Here is a 16,476-nt window from a genome sequence, read left to right as displayed (position 1 = left end):
TCCGAAAAAAATCACTATAAAAAGCTTTACGAGGACTCAGTAGCACGAGAAGTTTCATTAATGGCGCGAATCGGTGCGCTAGAGTCATCGCTAGCAAATTATAACGGCTCTAACATCGTAGATATTCATCGACGCAAATTATAAATGATTGAAGCAATCCCACTACGATAAATAGAATTGATTTAATTATGGTGCCGGAGACAAGAATCGAACTTGCGACCTCCTGATTACGAATCAGATGCTCTACCAACTGAGCTACACCGGCCTTTAACTTACCTTAGGGAAGGTAGCAGATCCCAATGCGCGTCGATACATCAAAGTCCTCCTATGAGCTGCTTATACCCTAAAACTATTAAAACCCCGTTTATTATAAATATCAACTCTCTTCACAACATACAAACCGAGCACCGTTCTAGCCACATCCGTGACCTTTTGATTCGTAATGGTTTGGTTCAGAACTCATCAGTGTAGAAGCCCCAGTCGCTAACCAACTCATCTATGGCGAGCGAAATCCGTGATTCCGCCATCAACTCCGCAGGTGTGTAGCTTAGCGCTACAGCCACGGCCATCGCAAAGTCATCTAGGCATTTCGGATCGTATGGCCATATTTGGAGCTTCATCACTGAAGCATCCTTTGGGCAATACTCGTCGACGAACTCCACCTCTCCCGTCAGATGGGTAAATTCTTGTAGAGATATAGCCCAAGTTTTTTGTAGGCAGTCCGCTAACATAGTATGGTTATCCAAGTACGTGTCCCCCGTAATAGTAAGCGCCGGATGACTGAATGCACGCACGTAAAACGACGTCAACCTAGGCGACGATACGAGACTTCGCACCTGTCTCAAATTTACTGGCCCTTGGTTGAACTCCCATTCCAGTTCACGGCGTAAGTGCTCCTGTAGATATGGGTGATTAGCCATCACCACACTTGTAGCGGCAATTAATTTCATGAGGTCACACTCCAACCCCATGTTCCAGACGCTTCAGCAGAGTAAAAATCGCCTGGCACCCCTCTTCCGTCGCAAGCATTTCGTAGGGTCGCCGTCCGCCGAAGACAGTTCGTTCTTGCTGCACCCAAAGTACTGCACCCCCTCCGAAAAACGACAAAATCAAATCTACGGCTTGTGTATAGCTGGCGAGGAAGTCTTCGTCAGCGTTGTGAGGTTCGATTTGGTGCGAATGCTGCCGCTCACGATGTTTACCACAGCGAGCCAAGAGCCAGCCTTCAAGATTTATCACTTCGCCCGGCTTGCCGCACAGCTCACAGACACAGCCTGAAACCAACTCGGCGATGTCGAAAGCAGCACCGATACTCTCGTCCCCCCCACGGTGATAAATGCGAAGCTGACCGAGCTTCTCTTTCACTTGCGTGACTTTCACGTCGAGTGCTCTCCACTCGGTACGATGTCGGATCAGCCGCAGACTTGCTTCGATGAGATTAGCCCAACCGTCATTGCATTCAAAACCGAATGTAGCTTGCTCGGAGAAGTCTTGCGGAAAAAGCAGGGGCCGGTACTGATCGGCAAGGTGCCTTTCAATGAAATTATTCATTTGCCTTATCGACCTTGGACCACAGCGTTTTCCTAGGATGCACAAGCAACTCGGAAGGGTAGATTTTTCCATCCATCAGCTCGTAGCAGAATCTCTCACCTACCGCTTGGATCGCTCTAATTGGCTCCATCAACCATGTGCCTTTTTCGTTCATCCAGGGCGGGGAGACGAGTTGGATCTCCAAGATGAATTCCTCGGGCGCATCCCTAGAGACCAGCCCAAGTAGGTACTGAGCGGCCGGGATCATGAATTGTTGCTGTGAGCAAACGCCTTCGTCGAACGTCACGTACGTGACAAAAAACCACTCATGGTTCGTTGTCTGCGAGACGTAGGCCCAACGGTGCGTTCCTTCCTCCAAGACGAATAGTGGACTTTGCAATCGTGCGTTCTCGTGGGTTTCGAACATATTATATCTCAAAGAGTTTACTAACGGCGTACTATAGTACGCTGCAACCAGAAGCTCAATGTGGCTACATACTCCTTTTTTGGAGGTAGCCGCATGCGCGAGCTGAATGACGCATTTGCGCAGGCTCTAAGGGATATGCGGCACAAAGCTGATTTGGCTCAGACTGACTTCGCACCGAAGGTCAGCCGAGAGTACATCAGCCTGCTGGAGCGTGGACTTCGCTCGCCAAGCCTGAAAGCCATTGATGATCTTGCGGAGGGAATGGGCATCTCGCCACTGGCACTCGTGCTCCAGTGCTACCTACATCGGGACCCATCCACGAGCTTTGAAACACTGCTAGCAAAGGCAGTGCGTGACGTCAGATTGGAAATGATCCCTGGCAGGCGCAAAGATGAGGATGCTACCTAGGCTGCCCAGCTGCCCTTGATCACAATGAGGAACTCATCGAGCTGACATCGCCGCGCTGAATGAAAACGACCTGAAAGCCTTCAGAAGCGCTCTTCTGCCAAAGCTTCCTTCGAAAACGCAGCCATTCACGACCAGACTTAAGAGTTCACACTGCAATTTTATCAATAATGGATGTGCGAAATAAATATTCACTAAAAGGGGAAAATATGATTTGCGCTGACTGCATAAAACCGGAACCCTTAAAGTTCTACATAAATCAGCATGGCGATCATGCTCGTTGCTTATACTGCTCAAATCAAACCCACTGCATTTCCAAAAACGAGCTTATAGCTTACATTTCAGACCGATTTAGTGAATCGTATTGCCATACCGACAGACTTTCTGAATACGAACAGGCGATGGTGTTTGATGCTAGTTCTGGAATTGTAGATATCCATTGGCTTGAAACAATAGTCCTCGAACACTTTGAACTTGGCAACGAAGAACTTGCAGATGAAGTTATTGAATACATCGGTAGCAACCTAGAGAAGCCTGACGATGGAAGCACACACACTTACTTTTTAAACGACGGGACGCAAGAGCACAACGTTTATCAGGTTCAGTGGGAAAGCTTTCGTCAAGATATCGTTCATGGACACCGTTTTTTCAGCAACACAGCTTATTCCTTCCTCGACTCGCTCTTCAACTTTATAAGTCCTGCCAACTTATTAGAACCAAAATTGATTAAAGTGCTCGATTCTGGTGACGTTGTGTATAGAGCAAGACTGGCCAGGGATGAAGCTGAGCAAAAAAAAATAAGTGAACGTCCCGCGTTAGAACTTGGGCCCGCTCCACGCGACAGAGCTAGTAGCCAAAGAATGACACCTAGTGGAATTTCGGCTCTCTATTGCTCATTTGAAAGAAATACCTGCCTAAGTGAACTCCGCCCGATAGCAGGAGATATCGTAATCTCCGGCGCATTCAAGCCTCACAACATCCTTAAACTTCTACAACTCAATGAACTAGATAAGCTAAACAGATCCGACCTGACGCCTTTAACTCCAGGCTTTTCCGATGCGTCACATGCTTTTGAATTTTTGAAACAACTGATCCATAAAATGTCCAAACCAAAAGGTCGTCAAGACGAGCTTAGCTATATCTCTACGCAAGTTGTTTTTGAGTATTTAAGAAAAAAATTCAACACTCAAATAGACGGAATTACTTATCCTTCTGTTCAAACCGGATACAAAGGCATAAATTTAGTTTTGTTTCCTGAGCATTCTCGCGTCGGCATTACAGACGAGGAATGGGAAAACCCCGACTATCCACCAAAACTAATACATCAGAAAGGAAGTTTGATTTTTCATAAAATCGCCGTAATTCAAACTTTAACGCATGACTTTGAAAATTTAGATTTCATAACCTTCGATGAATTAACCCGAAGGCGCCTTGGTTCAGATTTTGGAACTATCAACTAAGACACTCATTTTTTGCGGCCAACTGGCCCAAAGGATCACAGATGTACATTCTTGATACCAACAATCTTCGGATAGGCGACATCATTCTGACGGCTCAAGATGAAATGATCAGCAGGGCTGTCCGCAAGCTGACGGGAGGTCCGTTCTCGCACGCCATGCTGTACGTCGCAGATCACAGCTACATTCATTCGGACGCAGATGGAGTTCATTCAGCCAATACTCAGCGTCTGTTATTCGCAAAAGAAGGACATGTCGCAGTGTTTCGTCTACAAGGTGCCGATTCGAATGTAGTACAGCGTGCCTGTGCCTATGCGCGAACACAAATCGGCAAGCAGTATTCTGTTCCCGAAGCAGTTAAATCTAAATTCTGGCGAGCGGGTTGCAAGCTTGATGAATCGAACCGACAGTTCTGCTCGCGCTTGGTTGCTCAAGCCTATGCCTATTCAGGAGTGCAACTCGTTCGCAATGCCGAGTATTGTTATCCGATTGATTTTGCTACTTCGCCACTCCTTCATGCCGTACCAGACACACTTCGACAGGCTACCTCCAGTGAAATTCGGTTCGCCGAATCCGAAAGTCCGATTGAACGTCAGGCAAAGGCGACAAATTTTATTTTGCAGCAGATTCGCAAACTTGCGGGCGCCGATATTCAGACCTTTGAGCAGCTCTTACCCTTCCTCATTGGGCATCCACAACACGATGGAGCCATTTGCGAGATCGTGAAAGCTTCAGGATATTTAGATTTATGGAAAGAGGATTTGCTACGAAACCCGTGGCGCTACGATGCAGCGGAGTTTCTGAAACTGCCAGGATCCAATGACGATAGAGCACAAGTCGCGCACAGAGAATTACCTGCGGCAAAGCAGCAACTTCAGCAATTCAATTTTATGTATGGGCAGTACATGAGTCTATGGCAGCAAACCAAGCTCCAATACTTTGCGGTCGAACTTCAGCTGTACATAAACTTGATGGATGTCACCAAAAAAAGGATCGATGCGGCGCAGCAGATAATTGCTGTTAGGTCGTCGCCCCCTGTGCTCAGCGAGCAGAAAAGAAAATTTGACTGATCTAAGCCAACCCGACATTTCTGCCGGTGTAAAACCTAAAGGTTTGTTTGTTAAGATCGCCAAGGTGGCGAAATACCTCGACGGACAATTTAATTACGACCCACTAATAAATCTTGAAAAGTTAATGGGAACTGTTATTAAATTGACTTCACCGACACCAATTCAAAATAATTGTATTTTTGCTTTTTTGCCTCAGCTTTTGCTTCTTGTTCGGCGACAAGCGTACTTAAGGTATTTGCATCGTAAATAAACACTTCGGCACACCCTTCAAATTCTTTGGTGACTCGTAGCGAAACCCTTAGCTTCGGGAAAACTGATTTAGCGGGGCTGCGAGACTTCGAATCAGACGGCCGCTTTAAGGCTACCGCCGGGGTGGACGTATTTGGCGGCGTTGAATCCAATCTATTTGAGGAGCCAAAAAGCGCTTGGCGCATCTCTTCTTCACTCAGTTTTACGTTCATCTCAATATCTCACTACACTTTTATATGGACGCCGTAGGCTTGCTGGATTTTATTATCCACCGCGCTGCGATGAGGCAAACACAGGTACTACTTAAAATTTCCGATATTTGAAGGCAGTAATCCGCCGAAAGCAGTCATATGGCATCAACGATCTTCGCAATTCTTTGAGTCAACTCCAGAACTTCAACCGATAGTAGCCGATATTCATCCGTAACTTGTTCCTGGCTTTTATTAGCTAGAAAAAAAAGCTTATCGGCCGACTCGTAGACTGCACGGGGCAGATCGGCGGTGGGATCAATTCCATTGGCACGAACCCAGCGGTCGATAGCACCACTAGAGAGACCATAAAGCTCCTCCATCCAATGCTCGCGATTAATAAGGTTAAGAATTATGCGCTGAGCATCAATTCGGTTATTGAATTCAATCATGGCGAATTCTGGCTCCGTAGCGCATCCATCCACCGCGGAACGATAGCGACTGCTTCGATAGCGGTGATGACTTCTTCGTGCGTTATGTTTTTCCCGTAACCCCGTGTCGATAGTAATCGTGCACGTGTCAGGATGGAGAACACTTGCGAATCGATATCTAAGCTTGGTTGCACCATCAGAGGAGATTTCCTAGAGAAGATGGGATGACCTAGCGAAAGCGAATGACAAGTTGCGAAATTGCGGATTGCCAAGAACATGCACGAAAGGTGGAAGGTTGCACTGTTCGAAGACTCCCTCAATTCGTGGAAAGAGCGATCGAAAAGTATTTTGAATTTAGTGCAATCTACGGCATCTGCCGTGTAACGCGCAGGCTTCCCGAGGTCGCTCAGAAAGTCTGTGCCATCCGGTGAAAACAGTAACCTCGACTCTAAATGCAGGTGCCAAGCGAACGGATTACCTTCTTTCCACAAAGCCTGAATTCGCTCATATCGATACACGGAGTATTTTTCGTGATCAATATGCTCTGCTGGACCGTCGATACAGGCTAGGAGATCGACATCTGATCCTAGGTCAATCTCGCCACGGCAGATAGAACCAAAGGCGTAAATGTGCATATTCATCTCCGCCCGAAACGTTTTACAAGGATTGCTGTGAGAAAGGCGAATCCAACAAGACGCGTACCAGCGATAATTGACGAGAACCAGATAGGATAAGGGTGCGGGGTGGCGATGCCGAAGAACACTCCAGGAGAGGCCGCGAGGCTTGTGAGATAGGCCGTTAGATCCCAAGGGTTACCGAATTGATAAGTATCGTAAAACGCTATTAGCAGATGAACCGCTACGATTGCCCGCAGGAGCTTAAGCGTATTCTCGCCATTGCCCCAGATTGCATCCAGCACCCTGAATTCAAGCCATTTGATGAACTGTGGCACCTTCTTCCAGCCCGGATACTTATCTCGGTAATATGTCTCCCTTGATGACCAAGATTTTTTCAGATAACTCGATGTAGCCTCCAACTCGTGTGAAATCGCCCGATTGACAGCTTTGGCATCACCGATTTGCTGAAAATTCATCCGAAGCGATCTTGCAAACCGCATCTTCAGGTTTTCCTCGCGCGGCGCCTCTCGCTCAAGGATGTCATCGTCGATTTGGCAACGCTCGAAGACCGCATACTCAAACTTGCATCCAGAGAATGCAGACTGATGGAAATTACAGCCAACGAACCGGCAGCCGGTAAAGTCGCAGGAATCGAAATTACAGTTATTGAAGTAGCAAGCGTCAAAGACGCTGTGTTGGAAGGAGACTTTTCTAAGCGTCTGTTTTTTGGCGTTTAGTCTGACGTACACCTTGAACGCATAGTCCTTAGGCTCGTTCTCGACATTCCTGCTGACGTAAAGATCCGTGATAACCTCCCGGTTACCTGGCAGTAGTGCCTCACGCGGCTTCCGCTGCACGATGCTGGAGACCCCGTCTGTTATTGCCTCGACGCCTGCGCTCTCTGAGGGTGGGTTCTCGTCCATCATATTTAGCTTATGCTGGTCTTATACATATCAACGCTCCTTCGGCGGAGAGGGCACGTTCGTCGGGCTATCACCATGGCTAGTAGGTTGGTAACCAGCCCCAGGTTCAGGGCGGCTGATAGGAACACTTTCGACAGGTTGATAGCCCTTCTCCAGCCGCTCTGGTTGATAGCCGTTATTTACAAAAACAGGTCGATCATTATCTTTGCTCATTTCTTATTCCTAGGCGTTATAGTTCAGAAACTCGATGTGAGATATCTCGGTTGCCCCAATGAGAACCCCTGCGCTCTCCTTGACCGCTCGCTGTAAAACTCCGTTTTCGACCAACCATTCTTCTTCCAGGTAAATCTGTTCAACAGCCGGTGCGCTTGATGCAAAAGACTTTGTTCCGTATCTACCGCCGATTTTTTCGCCGCTTTTGAAATGGACGATAATCCAATACTGTTTCCGCTGCTGAAAAACAAAATCCCAAGATTTCGCCACAGGATGAGGTGCGTTTTTCTGAAAAATATTCCAAGTTCGCATCCATTTCCACAGCACCACCCAGAAAATCGGGGCGACGAATAGAACTAGGACGTAGAACATGCAGTACAACATCGGATGCACTGTACGAAGGACGCTATGTTCAATAGCCATAATAGGCCACAGAAGCAATGCATAATTTATACAGCTATATGCCACTGCATCAATAAGTTGATCAGATGCATTTCGCTGCACACCCGGAAAGAACAACTGATAACATTTTATGCTTATGAAGCCAGGTATCACAAAAGCAATAAAAAGTACCAGTTTGTCCGCTTCCCATATTTCCATATCCCCTCCAAGCGATCCTGCGACATGACGACAGTGTGCCACTACGACGTTCGGTCGCGCCATGCCTTTAGGTCTATATCCGCCGTCAGTGTATTGGCGCAAAAAAATTGAGCTGAGTACCCTCTTCGCAACGCGGCATCAACCACCGCGCAAATGACAATTGAGGGGGCACAGCTGGCGAAAATGCCTTCGAAGGGCTGTGGAGCTTTTTCTGTAAAAGGAAAGCCTAGGTCATCGTGACATAGACAGAAAGCAACAATCGAGCAAGCATCAGAAGGTGTGACGCGGGATTTTCCGTCTCGCGGCTCCCTCCACGGTGAAGCTGGCCAACTCGCGACCATCCAAAACAAGCACTCGGTCAAACGTTTGGAAAGTGCTTTTCTCACGCAACATATGGAGGAGGTATTCGTCAGCGAGATCTCGCCTACGAGCAGGCTCATCCCAATTATCGTAGATCAGCAGCCAGTTCTGCGTGAAGCTATTGAAGCCGGGCTTGTTGGCCTTCTCCACTTTGCTCGTTACAACGTGAGCCAACGCTTCCGCCCATTCCTTCGCACCGTTACCAACCCAACCGCCGCCGGGATTATTGGCTCGAATCATGTCCCTGAGAACTGCTGCATAGATTTTCTCCTCACCCAGGACGGCCTTCCGGGAGAAAAAGAATTGCGCCTCATCATCTTTCGAATCAGTCAGGTCTGGTTCCGACTCCCGCAATTTGTCCATGCTGGCGGTATTTTCTGAAACTGCCTCGGTCACTTCGACTCCGACCTGATGAGTCGCCATTATCAGGAGAAAGTCTGGACGATCACGGTGAACCACCTGGACGGGATAATTCAACTCGTTAGGGGGAAGTGTATTGAGCATGCCGACTATGGAATAAATCTCACAGTGATCGGTATCTCGCCCCTCCGAACGCAGAGGCACATGCGTGTCAATCTTTCGTATCTTGCGTTTCCTTCTCCGCTTATCGATAGCAAGGACCAGCATTTCATACGGTTTCTGGGGGGTGCGGCTATCCATATGCGGGAACCATAGAGCAGCCCTAGGGCTGCTTATCTGCTGGAAGAATACGAGGAACATTATCCGCCGCATTGGCAAGCTGGTGGAGTTCAAAGAGACGATCAGCTTCAGAGCTGCTTCCAGGTCTATTTTTGCGGAGCAGTCTCAGGCTGAGCAGGAAATGCAACGCGCATTTCATCCACCATCGATTTGAGGATCTCTCGTAACGGTTGCTCTCTGCCCAGTTGCTTCGACCACTCATTGATATGAAGCTCGAAATTGAATTTTTGGGTCATCCGCTCAGAATCAGCTTGTTTAGCCTTCTCCAGGGCTTCTACTAAACCAATTTTTTCGCTTGCTACCATACACATCAGCTCTTCAAATTCATGAATCGTGAGGAAGTAGATATTCTCGACGGGGATCAAATATTGCTCAGCATACTTGGATCGTATTTTTTCGAGCACTGCATCTCCTACAACGGCTGCGAAAGTAACTCCGTTCCCGATGTACAGCTCTTTGTATGTAACAGCCAGCAGGTAGGTAGTGGGACGCTGACGAATCACGGGATGATCACCGCCCAACGAAGCGATTCGAGCAGCAACCTCATTCCCTTGTTCGAAAGCTTTAATCAAGGACGTTTGTGTCGCTCGACGAACATCCCCCCGTTGAAACGCAACCCTACCCCGCTGCGCCATTTCCACACCTTTCGCATCGATCAGCACATTCGAATCACCATCAGCCACAAAGAAATCGACGACTTTCCCTTGACCCGGGAGGATCAGATTCAACGCGCTCTCATTGGCTGTCGGCAACCCTGACTTGCTCAACCAATCACCTACATACTTTTCAAACGACTTACCGAAAGCGTTATTGAACCCTTCGACGTCCGCTCGCTTGAGGTAGTCGTAGATGAAGTGTCCCAAGGATCGCTCAAGAACATGAGGGGACACACACCAATATTCGGAGCGAACCTTGATGAGTGGGTATTTTAGGAAGGGCGTTTGCTCCAAATACTCGTTCGGATGGCGTCCGTCCTTGTCTACCTCTTCTAAGGTGCGATGCAAATCGCCAACTTCGACAGAAATGGTACGTAGATAGGCGTCTACGGCCATCGGCGTAAATGCGGGACAGAGGCCAAAAAGAGTTTCTCGCTGAAGCACAGGGCCGCTTCTCTTCGTACTAGCAAGAATCGCAAAAGAAAGACGCAGAAAGTCCTGTATAGAAACACCGGTGCCCTTCAGGAAACGAGTTTTGAAGTAATGATTTTCCGGGACTTTTGCGAACAAAAGCTCCTGACGAGCAATATCAACCAAGCCGCTCTCTGTCTGATGAAAAAACTGCTGGTAGGCCACCGCCCGGAAAAAAAGCCGCACGTCTTCGTACTCATCGGGCAGGCTACCGGTTTCCGTTAGGTCAAGGACCTTTTGTAGCAACTCAAGAATTTCATTCTGAGAGATAGAAGGACGCCTCAATGGGCTATTTACTAATGGGTCCAGAAAAGTCCATTTTATAAACAACATGATCAACCATGGCTGCTTGGATGCCTGCTCAAAGCGATCCTTGGTAGGAGCGTATAGATACCTCAACGCCGCGCCCAGTAAGCTGAGCGGATCGTAGCGTCGAATAATGCGTTGAATTTCCGTCAAGCCTTCGTCGAAACGCTTTGTTGGGATCGGCAGCTTCGCCATGAAAGTGGCATCCTTCTTTGGGACCAATGACATTCTTACATAGTGTGCGATGCCAAGACGCCTTTTTGGAGGGATTAATCCACCCCGCAGCAACACCTGTTGCGACAGCCCGGTGCTCAGCCGGAGAGCAATCGCCACCGGTAGGCTCACCCCTAGCGGCAAGGTGTTCGCAAACCCTTTCAGAAGCCCCAACTAAAGACGCTGCTCAGGTATGCTGAGTACCAGGCTATTAGAGCTAGCATGCAGGTATATAACCAAGCTTCAGGATGCCAGTACCGGCATGAGAACCCAGCACCTGCGAGGTGCTAAAAAATCAAAGACGAGGAAGTCGAAGAGTGCGCACCTTTCCAAAAGGATCAGAATGGCGACTATGGGATCTCCACATCCATACCCCTGCCTCCTACAGCTATAAAGGGGGAAGTTTTTCAAGTATGTCGCCGGAAGAAAAAGCTGCTGCAATTACTAAAATCGTTTCCAATATCAATGAAAGCGATGTAGCAGTATATGCCATCAACGACTACTGGACTTTCGACGGCTATCTTGAGCTTCGCAAGGCGCATAAGGCTGGTGAAGTAATACAAAAAACAGTCTTTCCAGCGATTGAGCTTCGAATCGAATCAGCAACGAAACATCGCCTAAATATTCATGTTCTTTGCTCTGATAAACTGACAGACCAGCAGCTAAATGATTTCAAGGGCCAACTCCGTCTTCGGCTAATAGACCGCCCACTCTCGGACGAGGCTCTGATTGAGTATGCTCGCCGGTTGGATGCGGTAAAAGCGAAGAAGCACGGTGCCAAAGACGGCTACTTGGACGATCCAGTTGCGCTTGCGCGCATCGGGGCGGAAACGGCTGAGATAACCAAGGCGTCGTTCGAAGCTGCACTGAAAACCATTCCCGAAGATCTCCGCCTGGTTATGGTTCCCTATGACTGTTACGGCGGGATGGAAAAGATTGATTGGAAGGTTCAGCCGTCTGAAGATATCTATTTCATGCAGCTGGTGGACATTGTTGAGGAACGTGATCAAGAAAACATAGACTTGTTCGCCTGCCGAAAGACACCGGCGAATGAAACGTTCATTGATAATTTCGTGGCAACCATCGGAGGCCGACCGAAGCCTTGCGTCTCAGGTAGTGACGGACATTCTATTGCATCTTTCAAGACGTGGCGTACTGAAACGAAACTCAAGAAGACATGGATCAAGGCTGATCCAACTTTTGACGGCCTTCGGCAGATCATCTTTGAACCGACCGCTCGGGTGCGAGTGCAAGAATCGAATCCAGCTGAAAGCTACATAAAGCCCTTTGTGAGTTCGGTTTCAATCGCTCAGGAGCTTTCACCATTTCCCGATAATCCGCTGTATGAAAACCCTCGTTTTGGCGTCGAGCCTGAGCTTGCCATGAATAGTGATCTTGTCTGTCTGATTGGTGGGCGTGGTACAGGTAAGAGTTGTTTGGTGGACTATCTGGGTAAGGCATTCGGCTCAGCCACCAAAACCTCGCCGTATGTTTTAAGTGAGCATTTCTCCGTCGTTTTCAACAAAGATCTCACCAGCACGGCGACGCATCATGCAAAAGAAGGCGCTGAGCTTCCCTTTGTCTATATCTCACAGAATGAGGTAAAGACGAAGGTGACGATGGGAACTGTCGGAGAAGAGATCAAGCAGATGCTCGGCATTCAGGGTCTGTCGTTTGACAGTGAGGTGGATGCCAAGTCCCACGAGATCCTGTCTGTAGTGGAAAAACATAAGGAATGGTTCAAACAGACGGACGAAAAAGGTGAGGTAATTTATGATCGGATAAGCATTGAATCTCAAATCTCCAGAAACCAGAGCCTGCTTGATTCGATTACGACTGAAACAAATAAAGAAAAGCTTGAGCGTTTCACGGCCAATGTGTCGAAGGTATCGGGAGCCCAAGAAAAGATACGACGTCTCGCTCTGTTGAAAGAGGAGCTGGAAACGTTCAAAACGGGATTTGATCCGAAGGCGACCACCATCGATCCGAGTATTCCGCTGCTTGAAATCACCGCGCAATTGGACGTTATTCGTCTGCTAAGAGAACAGGCAACGACAGAGATTAAGGCGTGCGAAGAAGACAATGAGAGAATTCGCGCTGATTTTGCACTGGTTTACACCGGAGATCTTTCTGGGTTGCTACAGAATGCGGAATCTTACCGAAGTACCATCGAGGCTTTGAGGTCTAAGCTCGCAGCGATCCAGGAGAAACAAAGGGAACTCGACGAGGCAATCCTTAAAAGAGCGACAATACCTGCGTTGATTGAGGGAGAGATAATCCGTCAGAAAGATGCAATTGAAGCTAGATGGAAGGCTGTACAGCAAGGCCACCCTGATTGGACCCTAGAACAGAAAGATCTGATGAAGAGAATTCTATCAGACCGGCAGATCACCCTTGAAGGTCGTATTATTTTCGATCAGGCGTTGTTCCTCGCGAAGCTAAAGGAAGTCCTGAATTTAAGATCGTTTCGTGCCACTGCCGAATTTTCCACCGAGGATAGAATTCGGGAGGTCTTTCCGATCACTGACGCGACTTCGTTCTTTAATTTTATGCAGCAACGTCTCCATCCTATTGAGGAAGACGGCTATATTTCGGGCAACCTTGCATACTTGTTTTACAACGTTGCTCAGCGGTCAGCATTTCTCCGTGTTGAACCTGTGATTTCGTATGGAGGTCGTCCTCTCGAACGTCTGTCGGTTGGGCAGAAGGGAACTGTCTACTTATGCTTGAAGCTCGCGACCCAAGCGTTTACTCAGCCGTTGATTTTTGATCAGCCAGAAGACGACCTCGATAATGAGTTCATCATAGAGGAACTGGTCGAGATTTTTCGCGGCATAAAACAGTTTCGACAGGTCATTCTCGTGACACATAACGCAAACCTAGTAGTCAACGCGGACGCCGAACAAGTGGTCGTTGCGGAGAACGTAAATGGAGTGCTGAAATACACTTCAGGCAGCTTGGAGGCAGTGGCAACCAATAAAGCGGTCCGTCGGGTTCTAGAGGGTGGTGACGAGGCATTCTTGAAGCGGGAGCTTAGGTATAACCTTAAGTAAGAAGAGACTGTTCTCCTATTGCCAAAAACCGCCCGAGCGACTCTTATTCGGGTCTAAAATAGCAGGCCCCCTTCGTCGGCTTTTGTTCAGAGGGGGCCATGTTTAGATGATCTGCATGAGCCAGGCTCGGCGTCGCCTTCTAAGGCCCGTGAACAATATGGATCGTCTGTGATCACAGAGAATGGCAAGCCCGTCTGTAATTTAGGAACAGCTCAGTAATTATCACACTGAAAACTTTAAAAGACGCTTGCCCCGCCAACCTAACTACGACTATGGCCCATCAACAATTATTGCTGAGCCATAGTGTCTAACGACTCGACGTTACTCATGGAGCATCGGATCAAACTTAAGGGCTGCCTCATCACCCCTTAACCAAGCGTAGTTTAGCGGATGAAGAAGTCTTACCACCTGAATTTTCCTCTCCTTTCCCCCTTAGGACATTGAGCATGAGACCAAATGTCAGTTCGTTGATCTCATCAGGGGATATAGCTAACTGATCTGCAACATCAGACTTCGTGAGACCTTCTGCTCGAAGGGCAGCAAATATCTTTTCCAAAACGACAGAACGCTCATGATTGATAGGAGCGGGCTCGTTAACTCGATACCCCTCTTGCGCAATCTGGATGCATAAAGTCCTATAGGTCCAATCTGTAGCAAGCCCTAAACTATGCAGTCTATAATTCAACGCCGCGACAGAGACCGCCCATATCTTCTTGAATTTTATAAGACTATTAAGAGTGACCGAGCGTGGGGCCATGGCCAAAATACTGGCTCTCGGCATCAGAAAAGCCGAAGCAAAAGCATTTGCCTCTCGCTCAAGATCTGGCCCCTGAGGGTGCCCGTGCTGATGCATTACGAGGTGACCCAGTTCATGCGCGGCATCAAAACGGCAGCGCTCGGCTGATTTGAATGTGTTGAGAAACATAAACGGACGCCCTCCACTCCACATGGAAAAAGCATCCACTTCTTTTGCATCGATAGCTAACGAATAGACTCGAATCCCTTTTGACTCCAAGAGCAGAATCATATTTTTTATAGGGTGCTCACCGAGCCCCCAGTGGGCGCGTAGCATCTCCGCTACGACTTCTGGCCCTTGGCTCATGGGAAAGTTGCTTAAAGCCTCAAACTGGCCGTTGGATGCGAACGAATCTCGCTCACTCCCCAAATCCGGAACGTCAGCGACAGGAAGATCAAAGCGAGACTCAAGCCAATCATTCAGCAGCAATGCTATTGCGCCAGCTCCTAGGGCACTGTCTCTGAGAGATGCAGTCATCTTCGAAAGTGAACGAAAGCTAGCAACATCCGGTGTCGGAACCTCAGGATCATCTCCAAAGAAAAAGGCTTCGGGAAATCGAAGCGCACCAGCAATCTTACTGAGAGTCCCTAACTCAGGCTCTTGCGTACCGCTTTCATACCCAGATACGGAGCGCTCGGTAACCCCGATCAATGTCGCCAGCTCCCTCTTTTTCATTCCACGCCGTCTTCTGGCAAGCGCGAATCGTAATGAGTTAAACATATAAAATCATGCGTTCTTACGACGAATGTCGATATCTATGTCGGGGCCGCTATCGGAAGTAATCGCAGCAAAATCGTCATCTAAATCGATAGTGCCAAGGAGAATGCGCTCAGACCAAGCATTGATCTTGCCGCTCTGATCAATGCCTGATGGCCGTGAAAGCTCTAGCCGAATCTCATTGTTCGCATGATCAGTGTAATGGAGCAAAATCCAGGTTTCGTAACCATCATACTCAGCGAAACTAGTAGGCTCAGGTATCAGATCGGCGAACATGTCGAGCTGACAGTTCTGCTCAATAGCATCAACCGTATTCTTCCCTTTTTTGGAGCGGTTAGTTGGAATGCAAAATGGATTGCCCACACCTGCGTCCGCAGACGCCACCGCAATAGCGAGCTTAAGGTCCGGGTGAACCGTAACAGGGTAGTTAGCTTTTTCATGGGCAGCCCACCCAAGTGCCCGCAGCTGGTCTCGAAGAGAACCAACAATCCACCCCCACATTTCCATTCCAGGGAAGATAGTAGGGTGATTTGGAGTCAACCTTACACGATGCAAATGGCCCTGATAGACCGCCTCGCGAACGGCCTCCGGAGTCATCCTCAGCTGCCCAAGGCGATAGGCAACGTCTTCAAGATCATTGAATATCTGACAAGCCTGCATACGCGTATCCCTCTAGGATCTGACTTCCGGTTATTCTCCCTCAATTGAGGGAGCAAAACAAGAAGCGGCAGGCTACCGGTCAGCATAAGCTTTGCGCGTCTAGCGCTTCGACTGCACGGTTCTAAATCAAGAGAGGAGAAAATGAGCAGAAGCACGTAAGTGCTAATCGAGAGATCGGCAACGCAGAAAAACTGAAAAATGCGCAACCCTACCTCAAGACAAGAGATTGATTTATCTAGATATTTTTTTACGCATAAAGGAAAACTAGCACGTAACCTACGCGTTACGAGTGCGCTGCTCTACCGGCTGAGCTACACGGGCGGTGGGCTAAACCTAGCACCGGTCTCGGGCTCCGGCAACTTTGTACCTTGACCTTTTCTGGCAGACAAAAAAATGCCCCGCCGTTTTCACGGCGGGGCATTTTCATTGCGCTAA

Annotated in this window: 17 protein-coding genes and 1 tRNA gene; 4 read left to right on the top strand and 14 right to left on the bottom strand. The window is 48.3% G+C overall.

Annotated elements, in window-relative coordinates:
* Nucleotides 1-189 precede the first annotated feature (189 nt).
* The 4 genes from AB4N74_RS28185 to AB4N74_RS28170 form a co-directional block, all read right to left on the bottom strand.
* Nucleotides 190-265: transfer RNA gene (locus AB4N74_RS28185), tRNA-Thr, on the bottom strand.
* Nucleotides 266-452: 187 nt separating this feature from the next.
* Nucleotides 453-950: a hypothetical protein gene (locus AB4N74_RS28180; RefSeq protein WP_460097891.1), complete on the bottom strand. Its 498-nt coding sequence runs from the start codon at nucleotides 948-950 to the stop codon at nucleotides 453-455.
* 4 nt (nucleotides 951-954) lie between these two features.
* Complete coding sequence (locus AB4N74_RS28175) at nucleotides 955-1,551, bottom strand: antitoxin Xre/MbcA/ParS toxin-binding domain-containing protein (RefSeq protein WP_460097890.1); 597 nt, start codon at nucleotides 1,549-1,551, stop codon at nucleotides 955-957.
* Nucleotides 1,544-1,957 (bottom strand): hypothetical protein, encoded by a 414-nt coding sequence (locus AB4N74_RS28170; RefSeq protein WP_460097889.1) that lies wholly within the window; start codon nucleotides 1,955-1,957, stop codon nucleotides 1,544-1,546. The genes AB4N74_RS28175 and AB4N74_RS28170 overlap by 8 nt, the downstream gene beginning before the upstream one ends.
* 93 nt (nucleotides 1,958-2,050) lie before the next feature.
* Between AB4N74_RS28170 and AB4N74_RS28165 the strand changes: the two genes are divergently transcribed.
* The 3 genes from AB4N74_RS28165 (at nucleotide 2,051) to AB4N74_RS28155 (ending at nucleotide 4,889) form a co-directional block, all read left to right on the top strand.
* Nucleotides 2,051-2,365 carry a helix-turn-helix domain-containing protein gene (locus AB4N74_RS28165; RefSeq protein ID WP_316917659.1) on the top strand — a complete coding sequence of 105 codons (315 nt, stop codon included), beginning with the start codon at nucleotides 2,051-2,053 and terminating at the stop codon, nucleotides 2,363-2,365.
* Nucleotides 2,366-2,571: 206 nt separating this feature from the next.
* Complete coding sequence (locus AB4N74_RS28160) at nucleotides 2,572-3,822, top strand: RES family NAD+ phosphorylase (protein WP_460097888.1); 1,251 nt, start codon at nucleotides 2,572-2,574, stop codon at nucleotides 3,820-3,822.
* Between the two features lie 41 nt (nucleotides 3,823-3,863).
* Nucleotides 3,864-4,889 carry a YiiX/YebB-like N1pC/P60 family cysteine hydrolase gene (locus tag AB4N74_RS28155; protein WP_460097887.1) on the top strand — a complete coding sequence of 342 codons (1,026 nt, stop codon included), beginning with the start codon at nucleotides 3,864-3,866 and terminating at the stop codon, nucleotides 4,887-4,889.
* Between the two features lie 137 nt (nucleotides 4,890-5,026).
* Here the strand turns inward: AB4N74_RS28155 and AB4N74_RS28150 are convergent, their stop codons facing one another.
* From AB4N74_RS28150 to gapS1, 8 genes are all read right to left on the bottom strand, one after another.
* Nucleotides 5,027-5,350 carry a hypothetical protein gene (locus AB4N74_RS28150; protein ID WP_460097886.1) on the bottom strand — a complete coding sequence of 108 codons (324 nt, stop codon included), beginning with the start codon at nucleotides 5,348-5,350 and terminating at the stop codon, nucleotides 5,027-5,029.
* 134 nt (nucleotides 5,351-5,484) lie between these two features.
* The gene (locus tag AB4N74_RS28145) at nucleotides 5,485-5,778 is read right to left on the bottom strand and encodes a hypothetical protein (RefSeq protein ID WP_316917655.1); all 294 of its coding nucleotides are present in this window, start codon (nucleotides 5,776-5,778) and stop codon (nucleotides 5,485-5,487) included.
* Nucleotides 5,775-6,392 carry a nucleotidyltransferase domain-containing protein gene (locus AB4N74_RS28140; protein ID WP_460097885.1) on the bottom strand — a complete coding sequence of 206 codons (618 nt, stop codon included), beginning with the start codon at nucleotides 6,390-6,392 and terminating at the stop codon, nucleotides 5,775-5,777. Before AB4N74_RS28140 ends, AB4N74_RS28145 begins: the two co-directional genes overlap by 4 nt.
* A 2-nt stretch (nucleotides 6,393-6,394) precedes the next feature.
* Nucleotides 6,395-7,300 (bottom strand): pentapeptide repeat-containing protein, encoded by a 906-nt coding sequence (locus AB4N74_RS28135; RefSeq protein WP_460097884.1) that lies wholly within the window; start codon nucleotides 7,298-7,300, stop codon nucleotides 6,395-6,397.
* 27 nt (nucleotides 7,301-7,327) lie between these two features.
* Complete coding sequence (locus AB4N74_RS28130; protein WP_316917652.1) at nucleotides 7,328-7,510, bottom strand: hypothetical protein; 183 nt, start codon at nucleotides 7,508-7,510, stop codon at nucleotides 7,328-7,330.
* Nucleotides 7,511-7,519: 9 nt separating this feature from the next.
* Nucleotides 7,520-8,173 carry a DUF6338 family protein gene (locus AB4N74_RS28125; RefSeq protein WP_460097883.1) on the bottom strand — a complete coding sequence of 218 codons (654 nt, stop codon included), beginning with the start codon at nucleotides 8,171-8,173 and terminating at the stop codon, nucleotides 7,520-7,522.
* A gap of 207 nt (nucleotides 8,174-8,380) precedes the next feature.
* On the bottom strand, nucleotides 8,381-9,130 hold the full coding sequence (locus AB4N74_RS28120; protein ID WP_460097882.1) for a hypothetical protein: 750 nt from the start codon (nucleotides 9,128-9,130) through the stop codon (nucleotides 8,381-8,383).
* A 125-nt stretch (nucleotides 9,131-9,255) separates the two neighbouring features.
* Nucleotides 9,256-10,797: a GapS1 family protein gene (gene gapS1, locus AB4N74_RS28115; protein WP_460097881.1), complete on the bottom strand. Its 1,542-nt coding sequence runs from the start codon at nucleotides 10,795-10,797 to the stop codon at nucleotides 9,256-9,258.
* A gap of 335 nt (nucleotides 10,798-11,132) precedes the next feature.
* Here gapS1 and AB4N74_RS28110 point away from each other — a divergent pair, with 335 nt between their 5' ends.
* The gene (locus AB4N74_RS28110) at nucleotides 11,133-13,868 is read left to right on the top strand and encodes a TrlF family AAA-like ATPase (RefSeq protein WP_460097880.1); all 2,736 of its coding nucleotides are present in this window, start codon (nucleotides 11,133-11,135) and stop codon (nucleotides 13,866-13,868) included.
* 361 nt (nucleotides 13,869-14,229) lie between these two features.
* Here AB4N74_RS28110 and AB4N74_RS28105 read toward each other — a convergent pair whose 3' ends face one another.
* Nucleotides 14,230-15,384, bottom strand: a complete 1,155-nt coding sequence (locus AB4N74_RS28105) for a helix-turn-helix domain-containing protein (RefSeq protein ID WP_460097879.1) — start codon at nucleotides 15,382-15,384, stop codon at nucleotides 14,230-14,232.
* A gap of 6 nt (nucleotides 15,385-15,390) precedes the next feature.
* Entirely contained in the window at nucleotides 15,391-16,041 is a 651-nt protein-coding gene (locus AB4N74_RS28100; protein WP_316917645.1) for a hypothetical protein, read from the bottom strand.
* Nucleotides 16,042-16,476 lie beyond the last annotated feature (435 nt).

Source organism: Pseudomonas sp. H3_C08, assembly GCF_054669455.1.
This window is presented reverse-complemented; position numbering and strand designations above follow the sequence as displayed.

Excerpts from the sequence above, each read along its gene's own strand:
- AB4N74_RS28180 (WP_460097891.1), bottom strand. The coding sequence starts at position 950 with ATGAAATTAATTGCCGCTACAAGTGTGGTGATGGCTAATCACCCATAT.
- AB4N74_RS28175 (WP_460097890.1), bottom strand. The coding sequence starts at position 1,551 with ATGAATAATTTCATTGAAAGGCACCTTGCCGATCAGTACCGGCCCCTG.
- AB4N74_RS28170 (WP_460097889.1), bottom strand. The coding sequence starts at position 1,957 with ATGTTCGAAACCCACGAGAACGCACGATTGCAAAGTCCACTATTCGTC.
- AB4N74_RS28165 (WP_316917659.1), top strand. The coding sequence starts at position 2,051 with ATGCGCGAGCTGAATGACGCATTTGCGCAGGCTCTAAGGGATATGCGG.
- AB4N74_RS28160 (WP_460097888.1), top strand. The coding sequence starts at position 2,572 with ATGATTTGCGCTGACTGCATAAAACCGGAACCCTTAAAGTTCTACATA.
- AB4N74_RS28155 (WP_460097887.1), top strand. The coding sequence starts at position 3,864 with ATGTACATTCTTGATACCAACAATCTTCGGATAGGCGACATCATTCTG.
- AB4N74_RS28150 (WP_460097886.1), bottom strand. The coding sequence starts at position 5,350 with ATGAACGTAAAACTGAGTGAAGAAGAGATGCGCCAAGCGCTTTTTGGC.
- AB4N74_RS28145 (WP_316917655.1), bottom strand. The coding sequence starts at position 5,778 with ATGATTGAATTCAATAACCGAATTGATGCTCAGCGCATAATTCTTAAC.
- AB4N74_RS28140 (WP_460097885.1), bottom strand. The coding sequence starts at position 6,392 with ATGCACATTTACGCCTTTGGTTCTATCTGCCGTGGCGAGATTGACCTA.
- AB4N74_RS28135 (WP_460097884.1), bottom strand. The coding sequence starts at position 7,300 with ATGATGGACGAGAACCCACCCTCAGAGAGCGCAGGCGTCGAGGCAATA.
- AB4N74_RS28130 (WP_316917652.1), bottom strand. The coding sequence starts at position 7,510 with ATGAGCAAAGATAATGATCGACCTGTTTTTGTAAATAACGGCTATCAA.
- AB4N74_RS28125 (WP_460097883.1), bottom strand. The coding sequence starts at position 8,173 with ATGGCGCGACCGAACGTCGTAGTGGCACACTGTCGTCATGTCGCAGGA.
- AB4N74_RS28120 (WP_460097882.1), bottom strand. The coding sequence starts at position 9,130 with ATGGATAGCCGCACCCCCCAGAAACCGTATGAAATGCTGGTCCTTGCT.
- gapS1 (WP_460097881.1), bottom strand. The coding sequence starts at position 10,797 with ATGGCGAAGCTGCCGATCCCAACAAAGCGTTTCGACGAAGGCTTGACG.
- AB4N74_RS28105 (WP_460097879.1), bottom strand. The coding sequence starts at position 15,384 with ATGTTTAACTCATTACGATTCGCGCTTGCCAGAAGACGGCGTGGAATG.
- AB4N74_RS28100 (WP_316917645.1), bottom strand. The coding sequence starts at position 16,041 with ATGCAGGCTTGTCAGATATTCAATGATCTTGAAGACGTTGCCTATCGC.